Annotated in this window: 26 protein-coding genes; 6 read left to right on the forward strand and 20 right to left on the reverse strand. The window is 68.0% G+C overall.

What is annotated here, in order from left to right; translation table 11 throughout:
* Positions 1-6: 6 nt before the first annotated feature.
* Entirely contained in the window at positions 7-405 is a 399-nt protein-coding gene (locus RT123_RS00245; RefSeq protein ID WP_313006889.1) for a metallopeptidase family protein, read from the reverse strand.
* Positions 406-535: 130 nt separating this feature from the next.
* On the opposite strand from RT123_RS00245, the gene RT123_RS00250 reads away from it, so the two are divergent.
* On the forward strand, positions 536-2857 hold the full coding sequence (locus RT123_RS00250; RefSeq protein WP_313006891.1) for a sensor histidine kinase: 2322 nt from the start codon (positions 536-538) through the stop codon (positions 2855-2857).
* On the opposite strand, the gene RT123_RS00255 is transcribed toward RT123_RS00250, so the two are convergent.
* Together RT123_RS00255 and RT123_RS00260 are read right to left on the reverse strand one after the other, a co-directional pair.
* Entirely contained in the window at positions 2854-4500 is a 1647-nt protein-coding gene (locus RT123_RS00255) for a M28 family metallopeptidase (RefSeq protein WP_313006893.1), read from the reverse strand. The genes RT123_RS00250 and RT123_RS00255 overlap by 4 nt on opposite strands.
* Positions 4501-4537: 37 nt before the next feature.
* Positions 4538-5767 (reverse strand): TIGR03862 family flavoprotein, encoded by a 1230-nt coding sequence (locus tag RT123_RS00260; RefSeq protein ID WP_313006970.1) that lies wholly within the window; start codon positions 5765-5767, stop codon positions 4538-4540.
* 64 nt (positions 5768-5831) lie between these two features.
* On the opposite strand from RT123_RS00260, the gene greA reads away from it, so the two are divergent.
* The gene (greA, locus tag RT123_RS00265; RefSeq protein WP_026108478.1) at positions 5832-6311 is read left to right on the forward strand and encodes a transcription elongation factor GreA; all 480 of its coding nucleotides are present in this window, start codon (positions 5832-5834) and stop codon (positions 6309-6311) included.
* A 3-nt stretch (positions 6312-6314) separates the two neighbouring features.
* Here greA and RT123_RS00270 read toward each other — a convergent pair whose 3' ends face one another.
* Genes RT123_RS00270 through RT123_RS00315 form a run of 10 tightly spaced genes read right to left on the reverse strand, consistent with a single transcriptional unit; the run spans position 6315 to position 15142 of the window.
* Positions 6315-6722, reverse strand: coding sequence for a helix-turn-helix domain-containing protein (locus RT123_RS00270; RefSeq protein ID WP_066625335.1), 408 nt, complete (start codon positions 6720-6722; stop codon positions 6315-6317).
* 16 nt (positions 6723-6738) lie between these two features.
* Positions 6739-8376: an apolipoprotein N-acyltransferase gene (gene lnt / locus RT123_RS00275; protein ID WP_313006895.1), complete on the reverse strand. Its 1638-nt coding sequence runs from the start codon at positions 8374-8376 to the stop codon at positions 6739-6741.
* A 4-nt stretch (positions 8377-8380) separates the two neighbouring features.
* Positions 8381-8827 (reverse strand): rRNA maturation RNase YbeY, encoded by a 447-nt coding sequence (gene ybeY, locus RT123_RS00280; protein ID WP_313006897.1) that lies wholly within the window; start codon positions 8825-8827, stop codon positions 8381-8383.
* Positions 8824-9810 (reverse strand): PhoH family protein, encoded by a 987-nt coding sequence (locus RT123_RS00285; RefSeq protein ID WP_045809514.1) that lies wholly within the window; start codon positions 9808-9810, stop codon positions 8824-8826. The genes ybeY and RT123_RS00285 overlap by 4 nt, the downstream gene beginning before the upstream one ends.
* Positions 9810-11246 (reverse strand): tRNA (N6-isopentenyl adenosine(37)-C2)-methylthiotransferase MiaB, encoded by a 1437-nt coding sequence (miaB, locus tag RT123_RS00290; protein WP_313006900.1) that lies wholly within the window; start codon positions 11244-11246, stop codon positions 9810-9812. The genes RT123_RS00285 and miaB overlap by 1 nt, the downstream gene beginning before the upstream one ends.
* Before the next feature lie 43 nt (positions 11247-11289).
* Entirely contained in the window at positions 11290-11775 is a 486-nt protein-coding gene (locus RT123_RS00295) for a Fur family transcriptional regulator (RefSeq protein WP_017505496.1), read from the reverse strand.
* A 27-nt stretch (positions 11776-11802) separates the two neighbouring features.
* Positions 11803-12246 (reverse strand): GNAT family N-acetyltransferase, encoded by a 444-nt coding sequence (locus tag RT123_RS00300; protein WP_313006903.1) that lies wholly within the window; start codon positions 12244-12246, stop codon positions 11803-11805.
* On the reverse strand, positions 12243-12923 hold the full coding sequence (tsaB, locus tag RT123_RS00305) for a tRNA (adenosine(37)-N6)-threonylcarbamoyltransferase complex dimerization subunit type 1 TsaB (protein ID WP_313006905.1): 681 nt from the start codon (positions 12921-12923) through the stop codon (positions 12243-12245). Before tsaB ends, RT123_RS00300 begins: the two co-directional genes overlap by 4 nt.
* A gap of 46 nt (positions 12924-12969) precedes the next feature.
* Positions 12970-13530, reverse strand: a complete 561-nt coding sequence (locus RT123_RS00310; RefSeq protein WP_284878152.1) for a NifU family protein — start codon at positions 13528-13530, stop codon at positions 12970-12972.
* 49 nt (positions 13531-13579) lie between these two features.
* Complete coding sequence (locus RT123_RS00315) at positions 13580-15142, reverse strand: helicase HerA-like domain-containing protein (RefSeq protein WP_313006908.1); 1563 nt, start codon at positions 15140-15142, stop codon at positions 13580-13582.
* 98 nt (positions 15143-15240) lie between these two features.
* On the opposite strand from RT123_RS00315, the gene RT123_RS00320 reads away from it, so the two are divergent.
* Positions 15241-16374, forward strand: coding sequence for an AI-2E family transporter (locus RT123_RS00320; protein ID WP_055808872.1), 1134 nt, complete (start codon positions 15241-15243; stop codon positions 16372-16374).
* Here the strand turns inward: RT123_RS00320 and obgE are convergent, their stop codons facing one another.
* From obgE to RT123_RS00350, 6 genes are all read right to left on the reverse strand, one after another.
* On the reverse strand, positions 16375-17421 hold the full coding sequence (obgE, locus tag RT123_RS00325; RefSeq protein WP_313006911.1) for a GTPase ObgE: 1047 nt from the start codon (positions 17419-17421) through the stop codon (positions 16375-16377). It lies immediately after the preceding gene.
* Positions 17422-17473: 52 nt separating this feature from the next.
* Positions 17474-18928 carry an NAD-dependent succinate-semialdehyde dehydrogenase gene (locus RT123_RS00330; RefSeq protein WP_313006913.1) on the reverse strand — a complete coding sequence of 485 codons (1455 nt, stop codon included), beginning with the start codon at positions 18926-18928 and terminating at the stop codon, positions 17474-17476.
* Between the two features lie 92 nt (positions 18929-19020).
* Positions 19021-19158 carry an entericidin A/B family lipoprotein gene (locus RT123_RS00335; protein WP_017505506.1) on the reverse strand — a complete coding sequence of 46 codons (138 nt, stop codon included), beginning with the start codon at positions 19156-19158 and terminating at the stop codon, positions 19021-19023.
* Positions 19159-19208: 50 nt separating this feature from the next.
* On the reverse strand, positions 19209-20903 hold the full coding sequence (locus tag RT123_RS00340) for a sensor histidine kinase (RefSeq protein WP_066555304.1): 1695 nt from the start codon (positions 20901-20903) through the stop codon (positions 19209-19211).
* 93 nt (positions 20904-20996) lie between these two features.
* Entirely contained in the window at positions 20997-21608 is a 612-nt protein-coding gene (locus RT123_RS00345) for a sigma-70 family RNA polymerase sigma factor (protein WP_313006916.1), read from the reverse strand.
* On the reverse strand, positions 21605-21805 hold the full coding sequence (locus RT123_RS00350) for a NepR family anti-sigma factor (RefSeq protein ID WP_045809524.1): 201 nt from the start codon (positions 21803-21805) through the stop codon (positions 21605-21607). Before RT123_RS00350 ends, RT123_RS00345 begins: the two co-directional genes overlap by 4 nt.
* Positions 21806-22006: 201 nt before the next feature.
* Here RT123_RS00350 and RT123_RS00355 point away from each other — a divergent pair, with 201 nt between their 5' ends.
* The 3 genes from RT123_RS00355 (at position 22007) to RT123_RS00365 (ending at position 24593) form a co-directional block, all read left to right on the forward strand.
* Complete coding sequence (locus RT123_RS00355; protein ID WP_026108480.1) at positions 22007-22801, forward strand: response regulator; 795 nt, start codon at positions 22007-22009, stop codon at positions 22799-22801.
* Positions 22802-23138: 337 nt separating this feature from the next.
* Positions 23139-24170, forward strand: a complete 1032-nt coding sequence (locus RT123_RS00360; protein WP_055808881.1) for an NADP-dependent oxidoreductase — start codon at positions 23139-23141, stop codon at positions 24168-24170.
* Between the two features lie 15 nt (positions 24171-24185).
* Positions 24186-24593, forward strand: a complete 408-nt coding sequence (locus RT123_RS00365; protein WP_017505512.1) for an acyl dehydratase — start codon at positions 24186-24188, stop codon at positions 24591-24593.
* Positions 24594-24654: 61 nt separating this feature from the next.
* Here the strand turns inward: RT123_RS00365 and RT123_RS00370 are convergent.
* Positions 24655-24812 (reverse strand): SapC family protein (locus tag RT123_RS00370; RefSeq protein WP_313006972.1); only part of this gene is annotated, 158 nt, incomplete at its 5' end.

Consider the following 24812-nt stretch of genomic DNA (forward strand, 5'->3'; position numbering starts at 1 on the left):
CCGGGTTCAGTCGGCGTCGTCCTCGATGGCGTGAATGTCGTCATCCGTCAGGCCCAGGTGGTGGCCGATCTCGTGGATCAGGACGTGGGCGATCAGTTCGCCGATCCCCACGTCGCCGCGCTCGCACCATTCGTCCAAGATGGGGCGGCGATAGAGGAAGACCCGCGACGGCTCGGCCGCCGGGCCCAGGCTGTCGCGCCGGCCGATGTCCACGCCGTGATACAGACCCGTGAGCTCGAACGGATCCTCGATCTCCATCTCCGCCAGCGTCGCTTCGTCGGCGAAGTCGTCGATGCGGATGACCACCTCGCCCGCCGCCTGTTTGAAGGGGGCGGGCAGGGCGTCGAACGCCTCTTGCGCCAGGCGGGCGAAGTCATCGAGGGAGGGGGCGATCGGGTCGGTCATGCCCGCGATATCGCCGTCCCGACGCCCTGCCGCAACGGGGCGCGATGACGCGATTACGAGACTGCCGCTTTTTCGCGCGCTTGGAGTATGGTTAGCGAATCGGGGCTGAGACTCTTCTCCAGGGACACGAATGGCCGAGGCCGACATCGCCTATGTCGCCACAGCGGGCGCAGCCGGACTGGCCATGGCCGTCAGCGCCTGGGCCTTGCTGCTGCGTGGGCGGTTGCATGAGACCGCCGTCGTTGCCGAGCGCGAGCGGGTCGAGGCCCTGGCCGACCTCAGCCGTCATGACGCCATGCTGCGCGCCTTCGACGACGTCAGCCTGGCCCTGACGCCGGACGGGCAGGCGGCCGGTCTGCCGATCGGTTCGGCCGAACTGATCGCGCGGCTGGCGGGTGAAGACGCCGAGGCCGGCGCCGCCGTCCTGAACAAACTCCGCATCACCCACGGCGCCTTGATCGACGCCCTGGTTCATGAAGGTCAGGCGTTCGAAGGTCTGGTCGCGCTGGACGATGTGGAGCCTTGGCGGATCGAGGGGCGGGTCGCGGGCGGTTCGGCCTGGCTGCGGCTGTCGCCCGCCTCGCGCTTCACCCTGACCGGGGCGGATGCGACCGAAAGCGGCTTGGCCCTGCTGGGCGACGCCTCGCCCACCCCGACCTGGGTCGTGGACGGGACCGGAAAACTGGCCTGGGCCAACCGCGCCTGGCTGAACGAGACGAATGCCGAGAGCATCGACGACGCCGTCGAAAAAGCCGTGTCCTTCGACCGCGGCGCCGACGCCCTGGTCGCCGAGGCCGCGCGTCTGGGCGTGCGCCAGGAGGGCTTCCGCTGGACGACCGGCGGCGGCGCGCGGCGCGCCTGGCGCATCATCGCAGAACCGGCGGGCGGCGGCGCCGTCACCGCCTTCGCCATCGAGGTGACCGAGGCGGAAGAGACGCGCGACACCCTGCGCCGCCATGTCGACGCCCATGACGAGACGCTGAACCACCTGGCCGACGCCGTGGCCATCTTCGGTCCGCAAAAGCGGCTGGCCTTCCACAACACCGCCTTCCAGGCCCTGTTCGACATCGACGCGGCCTGGCTGGACGAACGTCCGACCCATGCCGAGCTGCTGGATCGCCTGCGCCAGCGCCGCAGCCTGCCCGAGGTCGTCGACTACGCCGGCTGGAAGGCGCGCGAGCTGGAGTTCTATGGCGCGTCGGAGGCCTCGCCGGACGACAGCTGGTCTCTGCCGGACGGGCGCACCCTGCGCGTCGTGCGCCAGCCGCACCCGCTGGGCGGCATTCTGCTGATCTTCTCGGACATCACCGACGAGCTGAAGCTGCGCAGCCGCTTCAACGCCCAGATACAGGTCCAGCGCGCGACGCTGGACAAGCTGAACGACGCGGTCGCGGTGTTCGGTTCGGATGGGCGACTGCGGCTGCACAATGAGGCGTTTGAGACCTTCTGGAACCTGTCGGCGGACAAGATCGCGACGGCCTCGGATTTCGACGCCCTGGCCGAACTGTGCAAGGCCGTGCTGCCCGATCCCGCCCTGTGGCTGGGGCTGAAGGCGCGCGTCGCCGATCCCGACCCTGAAAGCCGCGTCGCCATTTCCGGCGAGGGCCGGACGGTAGACGGTCGCGTCGCCGCCTGGCAGACCCGCCCCCTGCCGGACGGCGCGACCCTGGTCGCCTTCTCGGACGTGACAGCCCGGCGCGGGCTGGAACAGGCCCTGGTTCAGCGTGAACAGGCCCTGGCCGAAAGCCAGGCGTTGAAGCGCGAGTTCGTAGGCAGTGTCTCCTATGAGCTGCGCACGCCCCTGACGACCATCGTCGGCTATTCCGAACTGCTGGAGACGATGGGCGACCTGCCCGAGCGCAGCCGCCAGCACGCAGGCGCCATCCGCATCGCCGCCAGCCAGCTTGCCCGCTCCATCGACGACGTGCTGGACATGGCCCAGATCGACGCCGGCGAGATGGAGCTGTCGCTGGGCGATCTGCGGGTCTGCGACCTGCTGAGCCAGGCCGCCGAAAAGGTCCGGGCGCGGGTCGAGGGACGCGGCGCCACCCTGACCGTGTCCTGTCCCGCCGATCTCAAACCCATCCGCGCCGACGAACACCGCATCGGCCAGGCGCTGGATCATCTGCTGGAGAATGCGGCGCGCGCCGTGTCCGAAGGCGGGGCGGTGGAGCTGAAGGCGGAGACCGGCGCGTCCGAAATCCGCCTGACGGTGTCCGACACCGGGCGCGGAATCCCCTATCACCTGCAGGCCCACGTCTTCGACCGCTTCGTGCGGCGCGAGCGCGGCGGCCCCGGCGTCGGCCTGGCCTTGGTCAAGGCCCTAGTCGAACTGCACGGCGGCTGGGCCGAGGTCGAAAGCGAGCCGGGCAAGGGCGCCGCCTTCATCCTGCATCTGCCGCTGGGCGCCGCGACCACCGCCGCCGCGCCCGAGCTTCAGCTGGAACTCTAGCGCCGCGACGCCTTCGAGGCATCCCGCGCCGGGCCGAACTCGGCACCCGCGTTCCATTCCGGCCACTGATCGCCGTCCGCCAGCTCGCGACCGACGGCGTAGATCAGGGCCACATCGGCGGCGGCGGCGTCCATCGTCCAGGTCGAATCCCATTCGTCCGTGGGCTGATGATAGCGGTTCTGGACGTAGTCTCGGCTGGCGGCGCTGGCGCCGGTAAAGCCCGCCGCTGGGAACAGGGCCGGCACGCCCTTCAGCGCCAAGGGGAAATGGTCCGAACGATAGAAGGCCCCGGCCTGGGGCGCCGGATCGGCGATCAGGGTGCGTCCCGTTTCGGTCGCATGGCGCGCCAGAATGTCGTCCAGCTGGTTCTTGCCCTTGCCGATGACGACGACGTTCGGGTCGATCTCGGTCCCCGGCAACAGGCTGTCGACGTTGATGTTGGCGACCGTGGTCTCCAGCGGCCAGACCGGATTGGTGGCGTAATAGGTCGAGCCCAAGAGGCCCGCTTCCTCTCCCGACCAGGCGGCGAAGACGACCGATCGTTTCGGAGGTGGACCCTCGGCGAAGGCGTGGGCCAGTTCCAGCAGGGCCGCGACGCCGGTCGCATTGTCCACCGCCGCATTATAGATCTTGTCGCCCTGGGCGTTCGGCGTGCCGACGCCGTAGCCGTCCCAGTGGGCGCCGTACATGACGGTCTCGTCCGGGCGTTCGGAGCCGGGTATGCGGGCGATGACGTTCTTGGTCTCCACCTTGTCGGCGATCTGGCCGAAATCGACGCTCATCGTCAGGCCGGGCAGGACGACGGGCTTGAAATCTGCGCTGCGCGCGCTGTCCTTCAGGGCGGCGAAATCCAGGCCGGCGGCGGTGAACAGCTCTTCCACCTTGGCGCGCTGAATCCAGCCTTGGAACGCCGCACGCTCGGCGTCGGGGTTCGCGCGCACGATGTCGAACTTGGGCGCGGCCGATGAGTTCTGCAGCGTCGACCAGGGATAGCCGGCGCCGGCCGTCTCATGCACCACCAGCACGCCCGCCGCGCCGCGACGACCCGCCTCCTGGAACTTGTAGGTCCAGCGGCCATAGAAGGTCATGGCGTTTCCGTCGAACTTGCCCGCGACCGGATCGCCGTCGGGCGCCTGGAAGTCGGGATCGTTGACCAGGACGACGATGACCTTGCCGCGCACGTCCATGTCCTTGAAATCGTCCCACTGGCGCTCGGGCGCCGTTGCGCCGTAGCCGACGAAGACCACGGGAGCGTCGGTCACCGTGATGTGGTTGGTCGGCCGGTCGCTGGACACCAGAACGTCGGGACCGCGCTCCAGGCTGATGGTCTTGCCGCCAACGGTCGCGGCGACCGTCGCCGGACCGTCCTGGCGCGTGCGCGACAGATGGGCGACCTCGACGAAGGCGCCGTCCGGCCCGCCGCCCTCGGCCCCCGCCGCCTTGAACTGTTCGACCAGCCAGGCGACGGTCTTTTCCTCGCCGGCCGAGGCGGGGGCGCGGCCTTCGAAATCGTCCGACGCCAGAACCCGAACCGACTCATTCATCCGCGCGGCGTCGATGTTCGGCGCCGTCTCCTGCGCCAGGGCCGGAGAGCAGGCCATCATCAGGGCCAGGATGGAAACAGCGGGGAGGGCGTGGCGCATCGGATACTCCTGATCGAACCGCGCGACCCTGCCTTTCTCAGTCCCGGCTGTCGAGCCAGTCGATGACGCCCTGGGCCGCGACGACGCCGGAGGCAAAGCTGGCCTGAAGCAGATAGCCGCCGGTCGGCGCCTCCCAATCCAGCATCTCGCCCGCGATGAAGACCCCCGGTCGCGCAGCCAGCATCAGCCGCTCGTCCACGCCGTCCAACACCACACCGCCCGCCGAGGAAATCGCCCGTCCCAGTCCCTGAACGCCGGTCAGGGTCAGGGGCATGGCCTTGATCCGCTCGGCCAAGGCCCGAGGCGAGGCGGGCAGGGGGCCGGCCTCATACAGCAGGGCGACGGCGGCCGGCTCCAGTCCGACCACCTTGCGCAGATGGTTCGACAGGCTGGCCTTGCCGCGTGGCTTCGACAGGCGGTCGGTCAATTTTCCGACCGCCACATCGGGCTTCAGGTCGATCTGGATCTCGGCGCGCCCCGCCGTCTCGACCGTCGTCCTCAGCGCCGCAGACAGCGCATAGATGGCGCCGCCCTCGATGCCGTAGCGGGCGATCATCGCCTCGCCCCGCACCGTCCGGTCGCCATGGGTGACAGAGACGCCTTTCAGCGGCTGGCCCGCGAACCGATCACGGAACAGCGCCGACCAGGCCACGTCGAAGCCGACATTGGCCGGCCGCAACGGCGACACGGACGCGCCCTGCGCTTCCAGCCACGGCGCCCAGGCCCCGTCCGAACCCAGACGCGGCCAGCTGGCGCCGCCCAGAGCCAGGACCACGGCGTCGGGCCGTTCCAGTCGCTCCCCGTCCGGCGTCTCAAACACCAGCGCGCCGTCGCGCCAACCGCTCCAGCGCGAGCGCGTGCGGATCTGCACGCCCTGGGCCTCCAGCCGCGCCAGCCAGGCCCGCACCAGGGGCGACGCCTTCATGGCCTTCGGAAACACCCGCCCGCTTGAGCCGACGAAGGTTTCCTGCCCCAGGGCCTCGACCCAGGCGGTCAGGTCGGCAGGCGTGAACCGGTCGATCCAGGCGGCGGCCGTCGGCTGGGCGGGACCATAGCGGGTCATGAACCGGTCCAGCGGTTCCGAATGGGTCAGGTTCAGCCCGCCGCGTCCGGCCATCAGCAGCTTGCGGGCCACGGACGGCATCCGGTCGTGCACCACGACCGTCGTGCCCGCCTGCGCCAGCCGCTCGGCCGCCATCAATCCGGCGGGACCGGCGCCGATCACGTGAACGATGCGAGAGGTCGTAAGACTGGGCGACTGTTGCATGGCGTGGCTTTGCGCGCTTGCGGCCGCGCTGGCTATAGGCGTCGTCATCGCTATGTTCCCTACCATGAGCGTTGCCTTCACCCGCGAAGAAGATCTGGAAGCCACCGCCGCCGACCTGGCGGACCGCCCGATCTCGCCCCATCCCAATCTGGTCACGCCCGAGGGGCTGGCTGCGATCGAGGCCGAACTGGCCTCGGCCCGCGCCGCCTATACGGCCGCCCAGGTGCAAGGCTCGATCGAGAGCGACCGCACCGCCATGGCCCGCGCGACGCGGGACCTGCGCTACTGGTCCGCACGGCGCGCTTCGGCTCAGCTGATCGCGCCGACCGAGGACGATGGGGCCGTGCGGTTCGGGGGTTCCGTCTCCATCGAGCGCGAGGATGGGCGCGCCCAGACCTGGCGCATCGTCGGCGAAGACGAGGCCGATCCGGCCGCAGGCTCGGTCAGCCATGTCTCGCCCCTCGCCCGCGCCGTTATGGGCAAAAGGGTCGGCGACGAGGTGACGGTGGCCGGTCAGTCGGCCGAGATCGTCGCGGTCGGCTAGACCTCAGTTCTGGGCGTCGTCGTCGCCCAGCATATCCCGCATCATGTCCAGGATCAGCTTCTGCTTACGCGCAGGCAGGCGTGGCGCCAGGCGGGTGATCTCGACGCTGGTCTTGGTCGGACGGTGCTCGTGGTCGAAGGCGGGCGCCTCTTCGGCGACGCCGACCGTCGCGCTGCTGTAGCCGTCGAAGAAGAAGGGAATGCCGACCTTCATGAACTCGGCCATTTCGAACAGTTTCGAGGCCGAGACGCGGTTCGTGCCCTTTTCGTACTTTTGTACCTGCTGGAAGCTGACGCCGACGGCTTTGGCGAGGGCGGTCTGGGTCAGGCCAAGGTCGAGACGCTTTTCCTGAACGCGACGGCCGACATGGCGATCGACGGGATGCGGATCCTCGTCCTTTTCACGCGCCATCGCCGTCACCCTTCACCTAGATCGCTGCTTGATTCCCCTGGACCCTAGATCGCCGGACCGACGGCCACAAGGACAGGATGAACGCTGTTAGCACTGAGAAAAAGAACAGGAAATCGCCAAATCGACCGTAGGGCGTGACGCCCGTCGGACGGGGCAGGGGGGCGTCGATGACGCCCATGACGCCCGGCTCCAGCCGTTGGCCCGCGACGATCCGGCCCCACGGGTCGATCATGGCAGAAATCCCGGTCGGGGTGGCCCGCGCGATGGGCAGGCCGGTCTCGATGGCGCGATAGCTGGCCAGGTTCAGGTGCTGGCGCGGGCCCGAGGTCGCGCCGAACCAGGCGTCATTGGACGCATTGACGATCCACTCGGGCCGCCCGGCCGCGCCGGGCGTGAAGCCGGGATACAGGCTCTCGTAGCAGATCAGCACCTGCGCCGGCGGGGCCCCTGGAACCGAAATCGGGGCCGGCGTCGGTCCGGCGGAAAAGTCGCTGGGCATATGCACCAGGCTGCGCAGGCCGATGGAGGTCATGATCGACCCTAGAGGCAGGTACTCGCCGAACGGCACCAGCCGGTGCTTGTCATAGACGGCGGCGACCCTTAGTCCCGCCCCGCCCTCGTCGGCTAGGGCGAACAGGCTGTTGTAATAGCGCGCGCCCTCGGGCGCAGTCAGGTCCGGCTCGCCGCGCGCCAGGCCCATCAGCAAGGTCTGTCCGGGACGCAGGGCCCCCGCAATGGCCTGGGCGTCGGCTGAGGCGAAGACGTCGTTGGCCGAGGCGGGCAGGGCGCCTTCGGGCCAGACCACGACGTTGGGCGTGCGCGCCGCCGCCTGACCCGTCAAGGCGACATAGCGATCGACGATGGAGCGATAGGCCTCGGGCGACCATTTGGTTTCCTGCTTCACATCAGCCTGAACCAAGCGCACGACTGTGTCTGTGAACTGAAGATCCGACTGCGCCAATCTGACGGCGCCGAAGCCGCCGACGGCGATCAGGGTCAGGGCGCCCAAGCCCGCAGAGATCAGGCGGCTGCGCTTGTCGCCAGGTCCGATCAGGGGCGCGAAAGCCGCCGTGGCCGCGACCGTCACCAGGCTCAGCCCATAGACGCCGACGACCGAGGCGAATTGGGACATGCCGCCGCCCGCGCGCCAGGTCGCGCCGGCCGGATTCCAAGGAAAGCCCGTCAGCACATGACCCCGCAACCATTCGGCCGCGCAGAACAGGGCGGCGAACAGCAGCACCCGCACGGCGCCAAGCGGCGCGAACCGGCGATAGAGGGCGCAGGCCGTCCCCCAGAAAAGCCCCAGGCCTGCCGGCAGCAGGCTGGCCGCGAACGGCGCCATCCACGCCTGTTCGGGATTGACGAAGAACGCCTCGGCCACCCACCAGCACCCGACAAAGAAATAGGCGAACCCCGCCAGCCACCCCATCCAGAAGGCGCCGCGCACCGTGTCGGACCGCTCCGACAGGATCATCAGCAGCGGATAGCCCAGAAGACCGATCAACACTCCGAACGGCGGATGAGCGAAGGCCGTCCCGGCGCCGGCCAGCAGCGCCAGAACGATGCGGATCAGCCGCCACGTCAGGGCGCGCTTCCTGTCGGGCAGGGCGCGGATTGGGGCCGCGAAACGGTCCAGCAGGGCGTCGGGGAACATCGGGTCAGTCCTGCTCGGCGATATAGGGGTCGGCGACGCCGATCTGGGCCAGGATTTCGCGCTCCTCGGCCTCCATCTCCTCGGCCTCGGCGTCGTCTTCGTGGTCGCGGCCCAGCAGGTGCAGCACGCCGTGGACGACCAGATGGCTCAGATGATCGGGCAGGGTCTTGCCCTGCGCCTCGGCCTCGGTCGCGCAGACGCCGAAAGCCAGAACGATGTCGCCCAGATGCGGAAAGGCGTTCTCCGGCGCAGGGAAGGACAGGACATTGGTCGGCCTGTCCTTGTCGCGAAACCGGCCGTTCAGCTCGCGCACGGCGGCGTCGTCAGTCAGCAGGACGACGATATCGCCCTTCACGGCCCCCAGCGCGGCCTGTGCCGCGCGTTCGACGACGGCCTCGGCGTCCGGCAGGGCGACGGTCCAGGCCTCCGCCTCGACTTCAATCTCGATCATGCGGGGTCTTCGAGGTCCGGGGCGGGGCGTCCGCGCGCGGCGTCGGCGTCATAGGCGCGCACGATCCGCTCGACCATGGCGTGACGCACCACGTCGGAAGCCTCGAACTTCAGGATGCCGACGCCCTGAACCCCGTCCAGGATCCGCAGGGCGTGGGCCAGGCCGGAATCGCGTGGGTTCAGCAGGTCGATCTGCGACGGATCGCCCGTCACCACCATCCGCGCCCCCTCGCCCAGGCGCGTCAGCACCATCTTCATCTGCAGGCGGCTGGTGTTCTGGGCTTCATCGACGATGACGAAGGCGTGGCTGAGCGTGCGTCCGCGCATGAAGGCGATCGGGGCGGCTTCGATCTCGCCCTTGTCGCGGCGACGCTGCACGTCCTCGGCGCCCAGAATGTCGTTCAGCGCCTCCCAGATCGGGGCCAGATAGGGATCGACCTTTTCGTTCAGGTCGCCGGGCAGGAAGCCCAGCTTCTCGCCCGCCTCGACCGCCGGGCGAGTGATGACCAGCCGGTCCACCTGCCCCCGCCGTAGCAGCGATGCGCCATAGGCCGCCGCTAAAAAGGTCTTGCCGGTGCCCGCCGGGCCAACGCCGAAGCTCAGTTCGCATCGGCCCAGCATGTCCAGATAGGCGGCCTGCGCCTTGGTCTTGGGCACGATGGCGCCGCGCTTGCCGCCCGGCAGCGACACGCCCGCCGCCGCCATGCCCGGCGTGCCGCGACCGCCGCGCGCTTGGCCCAGAGAGGCGCGGACGTCGGCCTCGGTGACTTCGGCGCCCAGGGCCGCGCGCTTGGCCAGATCCTCGATCACCTGGCGGGCGTCCGTGCGGTCGCGTGCGCCCCCGTTGACTGAAACCCCGCCGCCCGGGGCCTCAACCAGCACCTTGAAGGCGTCCTCGATCAGGGCGACGTGGCGACTGTTCGGCCCGATGACCGCCCGCAGTTCGGCATCGTTCAAGGGGACGAATTCAGACTCACGCGCCATCAAGCGGCCCTTTCTTTTTGGGCTGTCGCCGAGCCTGCGGGACCCGGCTGATTGAGCCCGTCTGCTGTGAGCCGACCCGACAGACTGTTCTGCTGGCCGGCGATGATCTCGACCGGAACGATCTGCCCGATCAGATGATCCGCGTCATCGACGTGGACCGATTGAAGATATGGGGATCGACCGATCGCTTGGCGACGGTGGCCGTGCCGTCCCGGCTTGTCGAACAGGACGTTCAGCGTCCGGCCGGCCTGAGCCACATTGAAGGCGGTCTGTTGTTCCGTCAGCAGGGCGATCAGGCGATGCAGTCGATCCTTGACGACGTCCGGCTCGACCTGTTTGCCCATGCCCGCCGCCGGCGTGCCCGGTCGCGGCGAATAGGCGAAGGCGAAGGCCCCAGCGTAGTTCACACGCCGCACCAGATCCAGCGTGTCCTCGAACTCCCGATCCGTCTCACCGGGGAAGCCGACGATGAAGTCGCCCGCGATGGCGATATCCGGCCGCGCGACGCGGATCCGGTCGATCAGATCGAAATATTTCTGACGCCCGTGCTTGCGGTTCATCGCCCGCAAAATGCGATCCGACCCCGCCTGAACCGGCAGATGCAGATAGGGCATCAAGGCGTCCAGATCGCCATGCGCGGCGATTAACTCATCGGCCATGTCGTTGGGATGGCTGGTCGTATAGCGGATGCGGTCCAGGCCGGGGATCTCGGCCAGGGCATAGGCCAGTTCGGCCAGGGTCGCCTTGCGCCCGTCCGGCCGCTCGCCGTCATAGGCGTTGACGTTCTGGCCGAGCAGGGTGACCTCGCGCACGCCCCGATCCGCCAGTTGTCTCGCCTCTTCCAGCACCGCCGCCATGGGCCGCGACCATTCGGCGCCGCGCGTATAGGGCACGACGCAGAAGGTGCAGAACTTGTCGCAACCCTCCTGCACCGTCAGGAAGGCGGTCGGCCCCTCGGTGAAGCGGGCCGCGGGCAGGGCGTCGAACTTGTCGTCAGGAGCGAAGTCGGCGCCGATCCGTTCGCCCCGCGCCCGCGCCGTGCGGGTCAGAAGCTCGGGCAACTGGTGATAGGCCTGGGGACCGACGACGATATCGACGGCCGGTTGACGCCGCATGATCTCTTCGCCCTCGGCCTGGGCGACGCAGCCGGCGACGGCGATGGTCAGGTCCCCGCCGGTCTCACGCCGGATATCGCGCATCTCGCGCAGCTTGCCGAGCTCGGAATAGATCTTCTCGGCCGCCTTCTCGCGGATGTGGCAGGTGTTCAGGATGACGAAGTCGGCGGCCTTCACGTCGTCGGTGACGCCATAGCCCAGCGGGCGCAGCACATCGGCCATGCGCTCGGAGTCATAGACGTTCATCTGACAGCCGTAGGTCTTGATGAACAGACGTTTTTGGGGCGCCGTCTCGACTTGAGGAACCAGTGTCTCGGTCATCGTGGGCTTATGATCGCCCGCAAGCGTCGCGACAAGCCGAGCGTCAGCCCGCATCCACATCGGCGGGATCGACGCGCGCCGCATGGCGGGTGAAGATCAGGCCTTCGCGTTTGGACGGCTCGGCGCCCTCGATCGCAACGCCATAGAGCTCGAGCTTGTGGCCGATCAGCTGGAAGCCCAGCCGTTCCGCGATCTCGTTCTTCAGCCGCTCGATCTCGGCGTCGAAGAATTCGATCACCTCGCCCGACTTGGTGTCGATCAGATGATCATGGTGATCGTCGCCGGCCTCTTCATAGCGGCTGCGGCCGTCGCCAAAGTCGTGCTTCTCGACCACGCCCGCCTCTTCGAACAGGCGCACGGTGCGATAGACGGTGGCGATGGAGATGTGCGGATCGATGGCCGAGGCGCGGCGATACAGCTCTTCCACATCCGGGTGGTCTGCGGCGTTAGACAGCACCCGGGCGATCACCCGGCGCTGTTCGGTCATACGCATGCCGCGCTCGGCGCAGAGTTTTTCGATCCGGTCCATGCGCCTAGAATAGGGGCTTGGATCGCATCAGGGAAGCGTCAGGTTGGCGTGAGGCGCACAGAGGTCGCGGCTCATCACCAGCGCATCGATCCGCGATCCGTCGGCCCCCGCATAATAGGCTTTGCGGCGACCGATCGGATCGAACCCGGCACCCTCATAGAGGCCGCGCGCGGCGATATTGTCGTCGGCGACCTCCAGGAACAGCCGCGTCGCGCCGGCCTGGGCTGCAGCGACGGCCGCCCCCTCGACCAGACGTCGCCCCAGTCCGTGGCGGCGCGCGGACGGGACCACGGCCAGGGTCAGGATTTCCGCCTCGTCGACGACGGTCCGGATCAGGGTGAAGCCGTCGGGCTGGCTGACCGCCAGCACGCCTGGCTGAGACAACAGATCGGCGAAGGTGTCGGCGCTCCACGGCGCGGCAAAGGCCTGGGCGTGCAGGGCGGCGAGTGAGGCGGGGTCCGCCGCCGTCATGATGCAGGCTGGCGCGGCTGGCCCGGCAGGCGGCTGGGCGGCGTGGCGTCGGGCGCGCGCAGATAGAGCGGACGGGGCGGATGGGTCGCCGGATCGGCGGCGGCGGCGAGGCGCGCCAGCGCCTCCGGCGACGGCGCGACCCGGTCGTCCAGATGGCCGAAGGGCAGATCGGGGAAGGCCTGGGTCAGGACCGCCGCGCCATTGCCGACCAGAGCGACGCCCGGTCCGATGTCGGCGATCCGCCGCCCGGCCTCTTCCAGCGACAACGCTTCCTCGAGGCCAAGCGGCCCACCGTCGGCTAAGAGCCGCGCATAGACCTGACCGCGCCGCGCATCGATCAGGGCTGCGATAGGGCCGTCGTGATTGGCGAGCGAGGCGGCGAGCGCGTCCAGCGCCGACAGACCGACGACCGGAAGATCCAGCGCCGCGCCCAGACCCTGAGCAAAGGCCAGACCGACGCGCAGACCGGTGAACGAGCCCGGTCCAACCGTGACGCCGATCCGGTCCAGGCTGTCGAAACCACCGCCCGCCTCAACCATGACGTCGCGCACCAGGCCGCCGATCCGTTCCTGATGTCCCTTGGTCATCGGCTCAAAGCGCACGGCGAGCGCGCGATCGTCCTCGAACACCGCCGCCGTGCAGGCGCCGAGCGCCGTATCGATCACCAGAAGTCTCATGGGCGTCTTCTAGGCGGCGCGTTGCAGAACCGCCACCGCGTCCGGATCAGAGGGTCTGCTCGACCCGTGTCACCTCGGGCACATAGTGGCGCATCATCTGCTCGACCCCGGCCTTCAAGGTCGCCGACGACGACGGACAGCCGGCGCAGGCGCCGCGCATCCGCAGGTTCAGAACGCCGGTCGCCTCGTCAAAGGAATCGAACAGGATGTCGCCGCCGTCCTGGGCCACGGCGGGGCGAATGCGGCTGTCCAGCAGGGCCTTGATCTCGGCGACGATCTCGCTGTCGTCCTCGGCATGGCCGTCGGTTTCGCCGCCAACGCCGCGCGTCAGCGCCTGACCCGAGACGAAGTGATCCATGACGACGCCCAGGATCGGCGCCTTCATCTCGGACCACTCCGGCCCTTGGGGCTGGCGGGTCACGGACACATAGTCGGCGCCGAAGAAGACGCCGTCGACGCCTTCAACTTCGAACAGCGCCTCCGCAAGCGGAGAGGCCGTCGCCTCGTCGATGGTGCGGTATTCCAGCGCGGCGGTCGGCGACACGTCGCGGCCGGGCAGGAACTTCAGCACGTTGGGATTGGGCGTGGGTTCGGTCTGGATGAACATGGGCGGGAGATGCGCTCGCCCCCGCCCCGTTGCAAGACCCGAGCAGAACCTAGCGCCGCCTCAACCCGCCCAGCAGACCGCGCATCAGCTCGCGGGTCAGGGTCGACCCAGCGGTGCGCAGGACCGACTTGGTCAGCGCCTCGACCGGCGTTTCGCGGGTGGACCGGCGCGCAGGCTTCGCGGCCTCACGCGACTCCCGCGCCTCGGCCTGAGCCTGAGCCTTCGCACGCGCTTCGGCGGCCTTCTGATCGGCCTTGGCCTGGATGGCGGCGGCCTTGTCGGCCTCGGCCTGCGCCTTGGCCTGAACTTCAGCCTGATCGGCGGCGCTGTGGCGGTTGGCCAGGATTTCGGCGGCGGATTCGCGGTTCAGCACCTGCTCGTAAAGGCCCCGCACCGGGCTGGCGGCCATGACGGCGGCGCGCTCCGTATCAGTCGCTGGACCCAGGCGCGAGGCCGGCGGGCGGATCTTGGTGCGGGCCACGATGGTCGGCGCGCCCTTTTCGTCCAGCACCGACACCAGGGCCTCGCCCACGCCCAGACCCTGAATGGCCTCGGCCGTATCGAAGGCGGCGTTGGCGCGGAAGCTCTGCGAGGCGGCCTTCAGCCCTTTCTGTTCGGACGGCGTATAGGCGCGAAGCGCGTGCTGAATGCGGTTGCCCAACTGGGCCAGGACGCTGTCGGGAATATCGGCCGGGTTTTGCGTCACGAAATAGACCCCGACGCCCTTGGATCGGATCAGGCGCACGACCTGTTCGACCTTTTCCAGCAGGGCGCGCGGGGCGTCGTTGAACAGCAGATGCGCCTCGTCGAAGAAGAAGACCAGGCGCGGCTTTTCCGGATCGCCCACCTCGGGCAGCTGTTCGAACAGTTCCGACAGCAGCCACAGCAGGAAGGCTGCGTACAGACGCGGACTGTTCATCAGCCGGGTCGAGTCCAGCACATTGACCTGGCCCCGGCCGTCCAGACCGACGCGGATCATGTCTTCCAGCTTCAAAGCCGGCTCGCCGAAGAAGGCGTCGCCGCCCTGCTGCTCAACCTGCAACAGCGCGCGCTGGATGGCGGCGATGGAGGCCGGGGCGACATTGCCGACCTCGCGCCCGATCCGCTCGGCGTTCTCGCCCACATAGACCAGCAGGCTCCTCAGATCGTTGAGGTCCAGCAGCAGCAGACCTTCCTTGTCCGCGACGTGGAAGACGACCGTCAGCACCCCCTCCTGCACCTCGTTCAGGTTCAGCATCCGCGCCATTAACACGGGGCCGATTTCCGACACGGTGGTGCGGATGGGATGGCCTTTCTGCCCATACAGGTCCCAAAAGACGGTGGGGGCGGCGCGCGGCGTCAGGGTCAGGCCCATCTCGGCTGCGCGGGCGATCAGCTTCTCGTTCGGCGCGCCCACCTGAGAGATGCCTGACAGGTCGCCCTTCACATCGGCGCAGAAGACCGGCACCCCGGCGTCGGAAAAGCCCTGGGCCATGATCTGCAGCGTGACCGTCTTGCCGGTGCCGGTCGCACCGGCGACGACGCCGTGACGGTTGGCGCGATTGAACAGCAGGTTTTCCGGCTGGGCGGCGTCGGACTGGCCGAGGAACAGGCCGGGCAGGGCGTCGGGCATTAGGGTCTCCGATGGCGTCTCCGGCAAAGGTCTAGCGCGTTCCCTGCGCGCTCGGAACAGCGATTGACGGCGACGGCGGGCGGTTCGACAACACGATCATGAAAAACCCCATCGCCACGCCGTCTTCGGTCGCCGCTCGCAATGCCCTCGGCGTCATCGCCACGGTCGCGGCCGGGGCGGCGATCTACTGGCTGCGGGACATCCTGACGCCGCTGGCGATGGCCATCTTTCTCCTGATCATGATCGACGGGGTGAAGCGGTCGGTCGAGGCGCGCACGCCATTGAACAGCCGCATGGCTGGAATCGCGGCCCTGACGCTGGTGGTGCTGGCCTTCTTCGCCTCCATCGCCATCATCGTGAACGGGGCGGCGGGCTTCTTCGGCGAGGCGTCCGGCGTATCCCAGAACATCGGCCCGCGCATCGATCAGATCATCCGCGACGCCTATGGGCTGGTGCGTCTGGCCAATCCGCCGACGGCGCAGGATCTGATCAACGGCGTCGATGTGCGCGGCTGGCTGACCTCCATGGCGTTCCAGGTGCAGGGCATCGCTTCGGGCGCCTTCTTCGTCCTGATCTATCTGGGCTTTCTGCTGGCCTCGCAGGTCGGGTTCCGGCGCAAGATCGTCGCCATGTTCCCGTCAGAAGCCCAGCGCGACGAGGCGGTCGCGGTTTTCCAGCGCGTGCGCGGCGGGGTCGAGGGCTATATCTGGGTGCAGTCGGTAACCGGCGCGATGATCTGCGTCGTCGCCTGGATCCTGATGCGGGCGGTCGGGCTACAGAACGCCGAGTTCTGGACCTTCGTGATCTTCATCGTCGGCTTCATCCCCGTGCTGGGCGGGGCGGTGGCCGGTCTGGCCCCGCCGCTGTTCGCCCTGGTCCAGTTCGAAAGCTATTGGCCCGCCGCCATCCTGCTGGTCGGTTTGCAGGTGATCCTGTTCGTCGTCGGCAACTTCATCCAGCCGCGCATGCAGGGCGACAATCAGAACATCGACCCGGTCGTGGTGCTGCTGGCCCTGGCCTTCTGGGGCAAGCTGTGGGGCGTGGTCGGCATGTTCCTGTCGACGCCGCTGGCGGTCATGGCCATGGCGATCCTGGCCGAGTTCAAGGGCTCGCGCTGGATGGCGATCCTGCTGTCGGGCGACGGCGAGCCCTATGCGAACGAGGGCAAGACGACCGACAAGCCGAAATCGACCCGCCGCAAGCCCAAACCGGAACCCGCAGCGGAGGCCTGATCAGGGCTGCCAGCCGCTGATCTGGTCCGCGTCACTGTCGCCGGCCAGGGCGCCGCGCGTCTTCTTCACCTCGGCCCAGGCGGCGCGCAGCAAGGCGGGCACGCCTTCGCCCGACACGCCGGACACCAGCATGGGACGGCGACCGGCGACGGCCTCCAGTTCGGCGGCCTTCTCCTCGCGCGCCTCCGGCGTCAGGGCGTCGATCTTGTTCAGGGCCAGGATTTCGGCCTTGTCCGCCAGACCCTCGCCATAGGCTTCCAACTCGCCCCGAATGATGCGGTAGGCCTCGACGACATCGTCCTGGGTGCCGTCGATCAGGTGGATCAGGCTGGCCGAGCGTTCGACATGGCCCAGGAACCGCGTGCCGAGGCCCGCGCCCTCGCTGGCGCCCTCGATCAGGCCGGGAATGTCGGCGATGACGAACCGCTCTGACGGCGACAGGTCCACCATCCCCAGGTTCGGCGCCAGGGTCGTGAACGGATAATCGGCGATCTTGGGCTTGGCGGCGCTGGCGGCCGACAGGAAGGTCGATTTGCCCGCGTTCGGAAGACCCGCCAGACCGATGTCGGCGATTAGCTTAAGCCGCAGCCAGATCCAGCGTTCCTGACCGTCCTGGCCGGGGTTGGCGTAGGTCGGCGCCTGGTTGGTCGGCCCCTTGAAGCGTACGTTTCCCCAGCCGCCGTTGCCGCCCTTCAGCAGCAGCTTCACCTTGCCCGGCGTGTCCATGTCCAGCAGGACGGTTTCCTTATCCTCGTCCAGCACCTGGGTGCCGACGGGCACCTTCAGATGCACGTCCTCGCCCTTGCCGCCGTGCATCTGGCGCCCCTGGCCGTGGTGGCCGGTCTGGGCCTTGAAATGCTGCTGATAGCGATAGTCGATCAGGGTGTTCAGACCCTCGACCGCCTCGATCCAGACATCCCCGCCCTTGCCGCCGTCGCCGCCGTCCGGCCCGCCGTTCGGGATGAATTTCTCGCGTCGAAACGAAACGGAGCCCGCGCCGCCGTTGCCGGAGCGGATATAGATCTTGGCCTGGTCGAGGAACTTCATCGCGGGCTTATGCCGCAGAAGCGCGGCGAATTACAGGCCCGGCGACCCGGCGCTATTTCAGCGCCAGCGTCACCGTCTTGACGTCCACATATTCGTCGATGCCGTGGATCGAGCCTTCGCGGCCATAGCCCGACTGCTTGACCCCGCCGAACGGCGCGACGGCGGTGGAGATCAGTCCGGTGTTGACCCCGCACATGCCCGCCTCGATCCGCCGGCTGAATCGCATGGCGCGATCCAGGTCGCGGGTGAACAGATAGGAGGCCAGGCCATAGTCGCTGGCGTTGGCCTTCTCCAGCGCCTCCTCCTCGGTGTCGAAGGCGAAGACGGGGATCATGGGGCCGAACGTCTCTTCCTCGCGGAACAGGGCGTCGTCGCCGCCCAGGGTCACGGTCGGCTGGAAGAAGCGTCCGCCCAGATCGTGGCGCGCCCCGCCGGTCAGGACCCGGCCGCCGTCGGCCTTGATCGCCGCCACATGCTTTTCGACCTTGTCGATGGCCTTGTCCTCGATCAGCGGGCCGACTTTCACGCCGTCGTCGAAGGCGGGACCGACCACGATCTTGGCCACCTCGGCGGCCAGTTTCTCGGCATAGATCTCCGCGACCGACCGCTCGACATAGACGCGGTTGGGACAGACGCAGGTCTGGCCCGAGTTCCTGAACTTGCCCTTGATGGTCTCCGCCACGGCGAGATCCAGGTCGGCGTCGGCGAAGACGATCAGCGGCGCCGCGCCGCCAAGCTCCATCGACACCCGCTTCAGCGTTCCCGCGCACTGCTCGGCCAGTTTGCGGCCTACCCCGGTCGAGCCGGTGAAGGACAGTTTGCGGATGTCCGGGCTGTCGGTCAGCGCCTTGCCGATGGTGGCGGCGTCCCCGGTGACGATCGACAGGGCGCCTTTCGGCAGGCCCGCTTCATAGGCCAGTTCGGCTAGGGCGATGGCGGTGAAGGGCGTCTGGCTGGCCGGCTTGACCACGGCGGTGCAGCCTGCCGCGAACGCCGGCCCCAGCTTTCGCGTCAGCATGGCGGCGGGGAAGTTCCAGGGCGTGATCAGGGCGCATGGCCCGACCGCCTCGCGATAGGTCAGGATCAGGTGGCCCAGCGGACTGTCCTGAGTCTCGCCGATCAACCGTTCGGCCTGGCCGGCGAACCATTTCAGGAAGCCGTTGGCGTAGTTGACCTCGCCCTTGGCCTCTTCGAACGGCTTGCCGTTCTCCAGCGCCATCAGGGCGCCCAGGCCTTCCAGGTTTTCGTCGATCAGCGCCGCCCATTTGCGCAGGAAGGCCGCACGCGCGTGCGGATCGGATCGCGACCAGGTCTTGAACGTCTCGCTCGCCGCCGCGATGGCCTGTTCGGTCTCGTCGGCGCCCAGATCGGGGACGTGGCCGATCACATCGCCGGTCGCCGGATCATCGACGGCGATGCCGCCGCCGTTGGCGGGTACGGCCTTGCCGCCGATCAGGGCGTGCTGGCGCAAGAGTTTAAGGCCGGCGTCGCGGGCGGTGTGGTTCACGGGGGGCTCCTGTCGCGGTCCTGAAACGAACAAGGCCCCGACGATGCGGGGCCTTGCCGGTCGAATGCTGCAGCCTGGGCTGCGGCCGTCGATTAGTTCTTGGCGTCTTGGGCGGCGCCGGTCACGGCCTGGCCGGCGGCCTGGGTGTCGCGGCCCACGCCTTCGACGGTGTTGCAGGCGGCGGTGGTCAGGGCGGCGGCGGCGGCGACCAGAACGAAAATCTTGCGCATAGGGGAAGCTCCAGGGTTGGCCGGGGTGAAACTCCGCCGGTCTCGCCTCATCAACGCGACGCCAGCGCTGCGGTTCCGGGCGTCTTGTCCGCCGGATCGACCGGCGCGAGCGCTTCTGGCGTGGCGAAGATCATGCGGGCGATGGTGCCGCCGCCGGGCGGGGTGGCGAACTCGGTCTCCCCGCGCAACTGTTTGGCGAAGGCGCTCATCAGGGTGCGGCCCACCCCGACCTCGGCGCCGGCCTGGGCGCCGGGCCCGTTGTCCTCGACTTCCAGAACCGATTTCTCGCCCTGGACGCGGAAGCGCACCTTCAGCTCCCCGCCGCTGCCGGCGAAGGCGTGCTTCTGGGCGTTTGTCACCGCCTCGACCAGCCACAGCGCCAGGGGCGCCAGTTTGTCGGGATCGACGTGCAGAGAATCGGCGTCCACCGAACTGATGACCACCGGTCCGCGCCCGGCCTCGCTGGCGACCAGTTGCCCCACGAGTTCGTTCAGGAACTCGCGCGCATCGGCGTGGCGAATGTCGTTGCTCTGATACAGGGTGCGGTAGATCAGGGCCAAGGCCGAGATGCGCTGGCGCGTATCACCCAGCGCCGCCTTGGCCGGCGCATCGGTCAGGGCGCGCTGCTGCATCGACAGCAGGGACGAGATGATCTGAAGGTTGTTCTTCACCCGGTGATGGATTTCGCGCATCAGCGCGTCCTTCTCCGCCAGAGCGTCGGTCAGTTCGCGGTCACGCACGGTGATGGCCTCGGCCATCTCGTCCAGGGTGCGCGCCATGGTGCGGATTTCGGACGGGGCGTTCATCGCCTGCAGCGGACGCACCGAGAACCGGCCCTTGGCGTAGATGGCCGCGACCCGCTCCAGATAATCCAGCCAGCGAATGAAGATCCGCTCCGACAGCAGCATCACCGCCGCGAACGCCGTCAACCACGCGCCCAGCGGCAGCAACAAGGTGCCGATCGGATTAAGCCGCGCCCACGACAGCCACCCCGGCGCCGGGGCCGACAGCAGAGCATAAAGATCGCCGCCGGCCAGGGCCGCGCCCGCATAGTCGCGGCGCTGGTTCTGCGCATCCTTGGCCTCGAACACGGCCGATCCCTGGTCGCGCGCCCGGTCGACCCAGCCCGCGATGTCGTCGCCGGCCGACAGTTTGAACACGTCGGGATCGCTGGCCGTCAGAATACGACCCGCGCCGTCGGTCAGGGCGGCTTGAGCGCCCGACGGCAGCGCGGCGTCCGTGACATCGGGTTGCAGGGCGGAGAAGGGGATCACGGCGACCATAGCGCCGTCGAACCGGCCCATCGGCCGCTCGGCGCGTGTGGCCACGATCAGCGCGCCTTCATAGCCGGCGCCATCGGGGGCGCGCATGACGACCAGTTCTTCACCATTGCGCAACCGCTGGAACCAGGTCGCCTGGGCGGCGGGCGCCACGCCGGATCTCACGCCGTCCGCCCGGCCCGAGGCACAGACCGCCTCGCCCGTCGGGCTGACGCGATAGAGACCTTCATAGCCTTCCAGACGTCCGACCAGCGCCGTCAGGCGCGGTGCGCAATACGGGCCGACCGCATCGGGGCTGAGCGCGCGCAACAGCACCTGCGCGCTGTCCAGCTTGGCCTTGGCGCTGGAGGCGCTGCGTTCGGCCGCCAGTTGAAGGTCCACCTGCCGGTCGTCGGCCTGTCTTTGGAAGTCCGCCTGGGTCTGGATCAGGCTCAGCACGAAGATCGGCAGGAGGGCCATGGCCATGGCCGCGCCCAGACGAAAGCGGATGCCCTGAAAGCGATCCGTGCGACCGAGCCGCGACCGTGAGGTCTCCCTGGTCGTCTCATTCACCGCAGATCAGCTCCGGGCGCCGGCCAGCCTGTCGGCCTCACCGAGAATCGATCGCATGGCGTCGCCTGCCGCCTTGCCGTCGCGGCCGTAACCGCCCCGTTCCAGGGTGGCTTGCAGCGCACGCCGTGCGCGGCTGACGCGGCTCTTCACCGTGCCGACCGCGCAGCCGCAGATTTCGGCCGCTTCTTCGTAGGCGAAGCCGCCGGCGCCCACCAGGATCAAGGCCTCGCGCTGCTCTTCGGGCAGGGTCTTCAAGGCTTGACGCAGCTCGTCCAGAGCAACGGGCGCCTCGGGATCGTCCACGGCGACCAGGGTCCTCTCGGCGGCTTCTTGATCCAGCTGCGACTGACGCCACGAGCGGCGTTTTTCGGAATAGAACTGGTTGCGCAGGATCATGAAGGTCCAGGCCTTCATGTTCGTGCCCATCTGATAGCTGGCGCGCGCGTCCCAAGCCTTCATCATGGCGTCCTGCGCCAGATCGTCGGCTGCGGTCGGATCGCCGGTCAAGGTCCGGGCGAAGGCGCGCAGATGCGGGATCAGCAGGACCAGTTCGTGCTTGAAGCCCTCGTCGTCGGCCGACGCGGGTTTGGGGGCGGCCCCAAGGCGTGAGGTGCTCATGCGGCGCTGTCCGAAGACTTGGCGTCGGCGCGTTTCAGAATATCGAGAAACTCATCGGGCACGGGTTCGTTGACGACCTCGTCGAACATGTGTCGCAGCTTAACGCCAATGGCCTGCTGGCGAAGGCGAGCTTCTTCAAGCCCTGCCTCCCCCTTCTGGTCGCCTTTGGGACGAGAGGAGTCCGGAGAATCGATCATAGACAGAGCCAAGCCCACCCAACTGTCATCGCGAAGAGATGTCGGTCTCAAACGTCATCAGACCGGCGGGGTTCCTGCATGAACGGCTTTTAATGCTAAAGCTTGTTCGCGGCGGCGGAACCGTGATGCGAATGTGACGTTTAAGCTGGCTATAACGCCCTGCCTTGCCGGTCGGGCTGTGATTTGTCGGGGACTATCTGAATGAGCCTTCTGGCCAGACTCGCGCCGCATCTTCCTTATGTGCGCCGTTACGCACGCGCCCTGACCGGCGATCAATCCACGGGCGACAACTATGTCCGTGTCGCTCTGGAGGCCCTGGCGGCCGGCGAACAGCAACTGTCGGCTGATATGACGCCGCGGGTCGCCCTTTATCATGTCTTCCACGCCATCTGGTCCTCGACCGGCGCGCAACTGGAAACCGGCACGCTGGAAACCACGGGCAGCGACGCCTCGCAGCGTCTGCTGCGCATCGCGCCGCGCTCCCGTCAGGCCTTCCTGCTGACGGCCCTTGAAGGCTTCACCCCTTCGGAAGCCGCGCAAATCCTGTCGGCCGATCCGCGGGACGTGGAGCGTCTGATCGCCGACGCCCAGGCCGACATCGACGCCGAACTGGCTACCGATGTTCTGGTCATCGAGGACGAGGCCATCATCTCGGCCGATATCCAGAGCCTGGTCACGGAACTGGGTCACCGCGTCACCGGCACCGCCACGACGCACGACGAGGCGATCGACGCCGTCGCCCGCCACAAGCCGGGCCTGGTTTTGGCCGACATCCAACTGGCAGACGGCTCGTCGGGCATCGATGCGGTCAAGGATATCCTGAAGACCATGGACGTGCCGGTGATCTTCATCACCGCCTTCCCGGAACGCCTGCTGACCGGCGAGCGTCCTGAGCCGACCTTCCTGATCACCAAGCCCTTCCAGCCGGAAACGGTGAAGGCGGCGATCAGCCAAGCGCTGTTCTTCCACCCTTCACGCCAGAAGGAAGCCGCTTAAAGCGCGGTCGTTCGCCGGCGACAAGATTGGCCTCGGTCCTTCGGGATCGAGGCCTTTTCTTTGTTTTGCGCCGCTATTGATGGGCCGAGGTACGAAACCGCAAAAAAAGCGATCCACCTCGGGAACCGGCTTCGGGCGCCGCCGTTATCGGTCCGTGGAGGCGGCGACGCCCCCCGACTTGATCTGCGAAAGCTGATCATGCCGCCTCCGCGCCTCATTCTCGATGATGCCACTTCAAAGCGATCCGCAAGGGTCGCTTTTTTCTTGGCGCACACCTCGACCGAGGCCGCCGTCGCGGCCAAGATGGTGGTCAAAGAAAACGCACGGAGAGACGCCAATGGCTTCGACAAGCGGCAAGACGAACCGTCAATGGGTGCTGCGCCAGCGCCCCAAGGGCCTGATCCAGCCCGGCGATCTGGAACTGGTGGAGACGGCCATCCCTGATCTGAAAGAGAACGAGGTGCTGGTCCGCACCGTCTATCTGTCGCTGGACCCGACCAATCGCACCTGGATGAACGATTCCGAGGGTTATCTGCCGCCGGTCGGCCTGGGCGAGGTCATGCGCGGCCTGACCCTGGGCGTGGTCGAAGCCTCGCGATCCAGCCGCTTCAAGGCCGGCGATGTCGTCATGCCGACCTCGGGCGGTTGGGCCGACTATGCGGTCGTGCCGGAAGGCGGTCTTCGCCCGGTCCACCGTGCGCCAGGCCTGCCGTTGACGGCCAATATGTCCGTGCTCGGCATGACCGGTCTGACCGCCTATTTCGGCGTCACCGATGTGTTGAAGGCCAAGGAAGGCGAGACCATCGTCATCTCGGCCGCCGCCGGCGCGGTCGGCTCCATCGCGGGGCAGATCGCAAAACAGCGCGGCTGCCGCGTCATCGGCATCGCGGGCGGCCCGCAGAAGTGCGCCTGGCTGACCGACGAACTCGGCTTTGACGCGGCCATCGATTACAAGAACGAGGATGTGGGCGAGGCGCTGGACCGTCTGGCCCCCGACGGCGTCGATCTGAACTTCGAGAATGTCGGCGGCGACATCATGATCGCGGTGTTCAACCGGCTGAAGGTCCACGGCCGGATGGCGGTCTGCGGCCTGGTGTCCTCCTACAATGCGACCAAGGCGCCGCCTTCGCCGAACTTCGCGCGCATCATCACCCATCGCCTGCACGTCCAGGGCTTCCTGGTCTTGGACTACGCCCCGCGCGCCCGCGAGATGGTGGCGGAAATGGGCCCGTGGCTGGCGGATGGCCGTGTGAAGTGGAAGGTTCACGTCGACGACGGGCTGGAAGGCGCGGTGGGATCGTTGAATCGCTTGTTCACCGGCGATCACGACGGCAAGCTGCTGGTTCGCGTTTCCGAAGAACCCGCCTGAACCCAAGGTCTGCGCATGAGCGATCCGCTGCACGTCCATTTCGAAGACCTGGAGGTGGGGCAGGTCGTGCCGCTGGGCGCCTGTGCGGTCGATCAAGGGGCGCTGGACGTCTTCATCGAGCGGTTCTCGCCGGGCTGGGACGTGGCCTACGGCGCCCCGGACGCCATGGTCTATGTGCTGTGGAGCCGACTGGCGGCCGACAAGTCCGGCGGCTGGGCCCAGACGAAGGTCCTGGCCGTCGATGGGCTGCGTTACATGCGCAATCCCCCGGCGGGCGAACTGCTGCGGGGTCGCATGACGGTGATGGGCAAGGATCCGGTCGGAGACGACAAGGGAATCGTCATCGCCTCGCATGACCTTCTGGACGAGGCCGGGCGTCTGGTCTTTTCCTGCCTGACCCGGGCGCTGTTCTCGCGCCGCTGAAACGAAAAACGCCCCGCCGGCGAACCGGCGGGGCGTTGATCGATCGTCGACAGATGAGGTTTTAGTTGACCGAGGTCGGGGCCTGGGCCTGACGCATCACGGCCATCGCGATCAGGCGATCCCAACCGACCAGCGACACCAGGTGGGCATAGATCTGGCCCAAGGCGCCGTTGTCGCGCAGCTCGACCAGCTTCTCGGCGGGCAGGGCGCGCAGCTTGT

This window comes from Brevundimonas vesicularis (genome assembly GCF_032067225.1).
Classification (GTDB): domain Bacteria; phylum Pseudomonadota; class Alphaproteobacteria; order Caulobacterales; family Caulobacteraceae; genus Brevundimonas; species Brevundimonas vesicularis_F.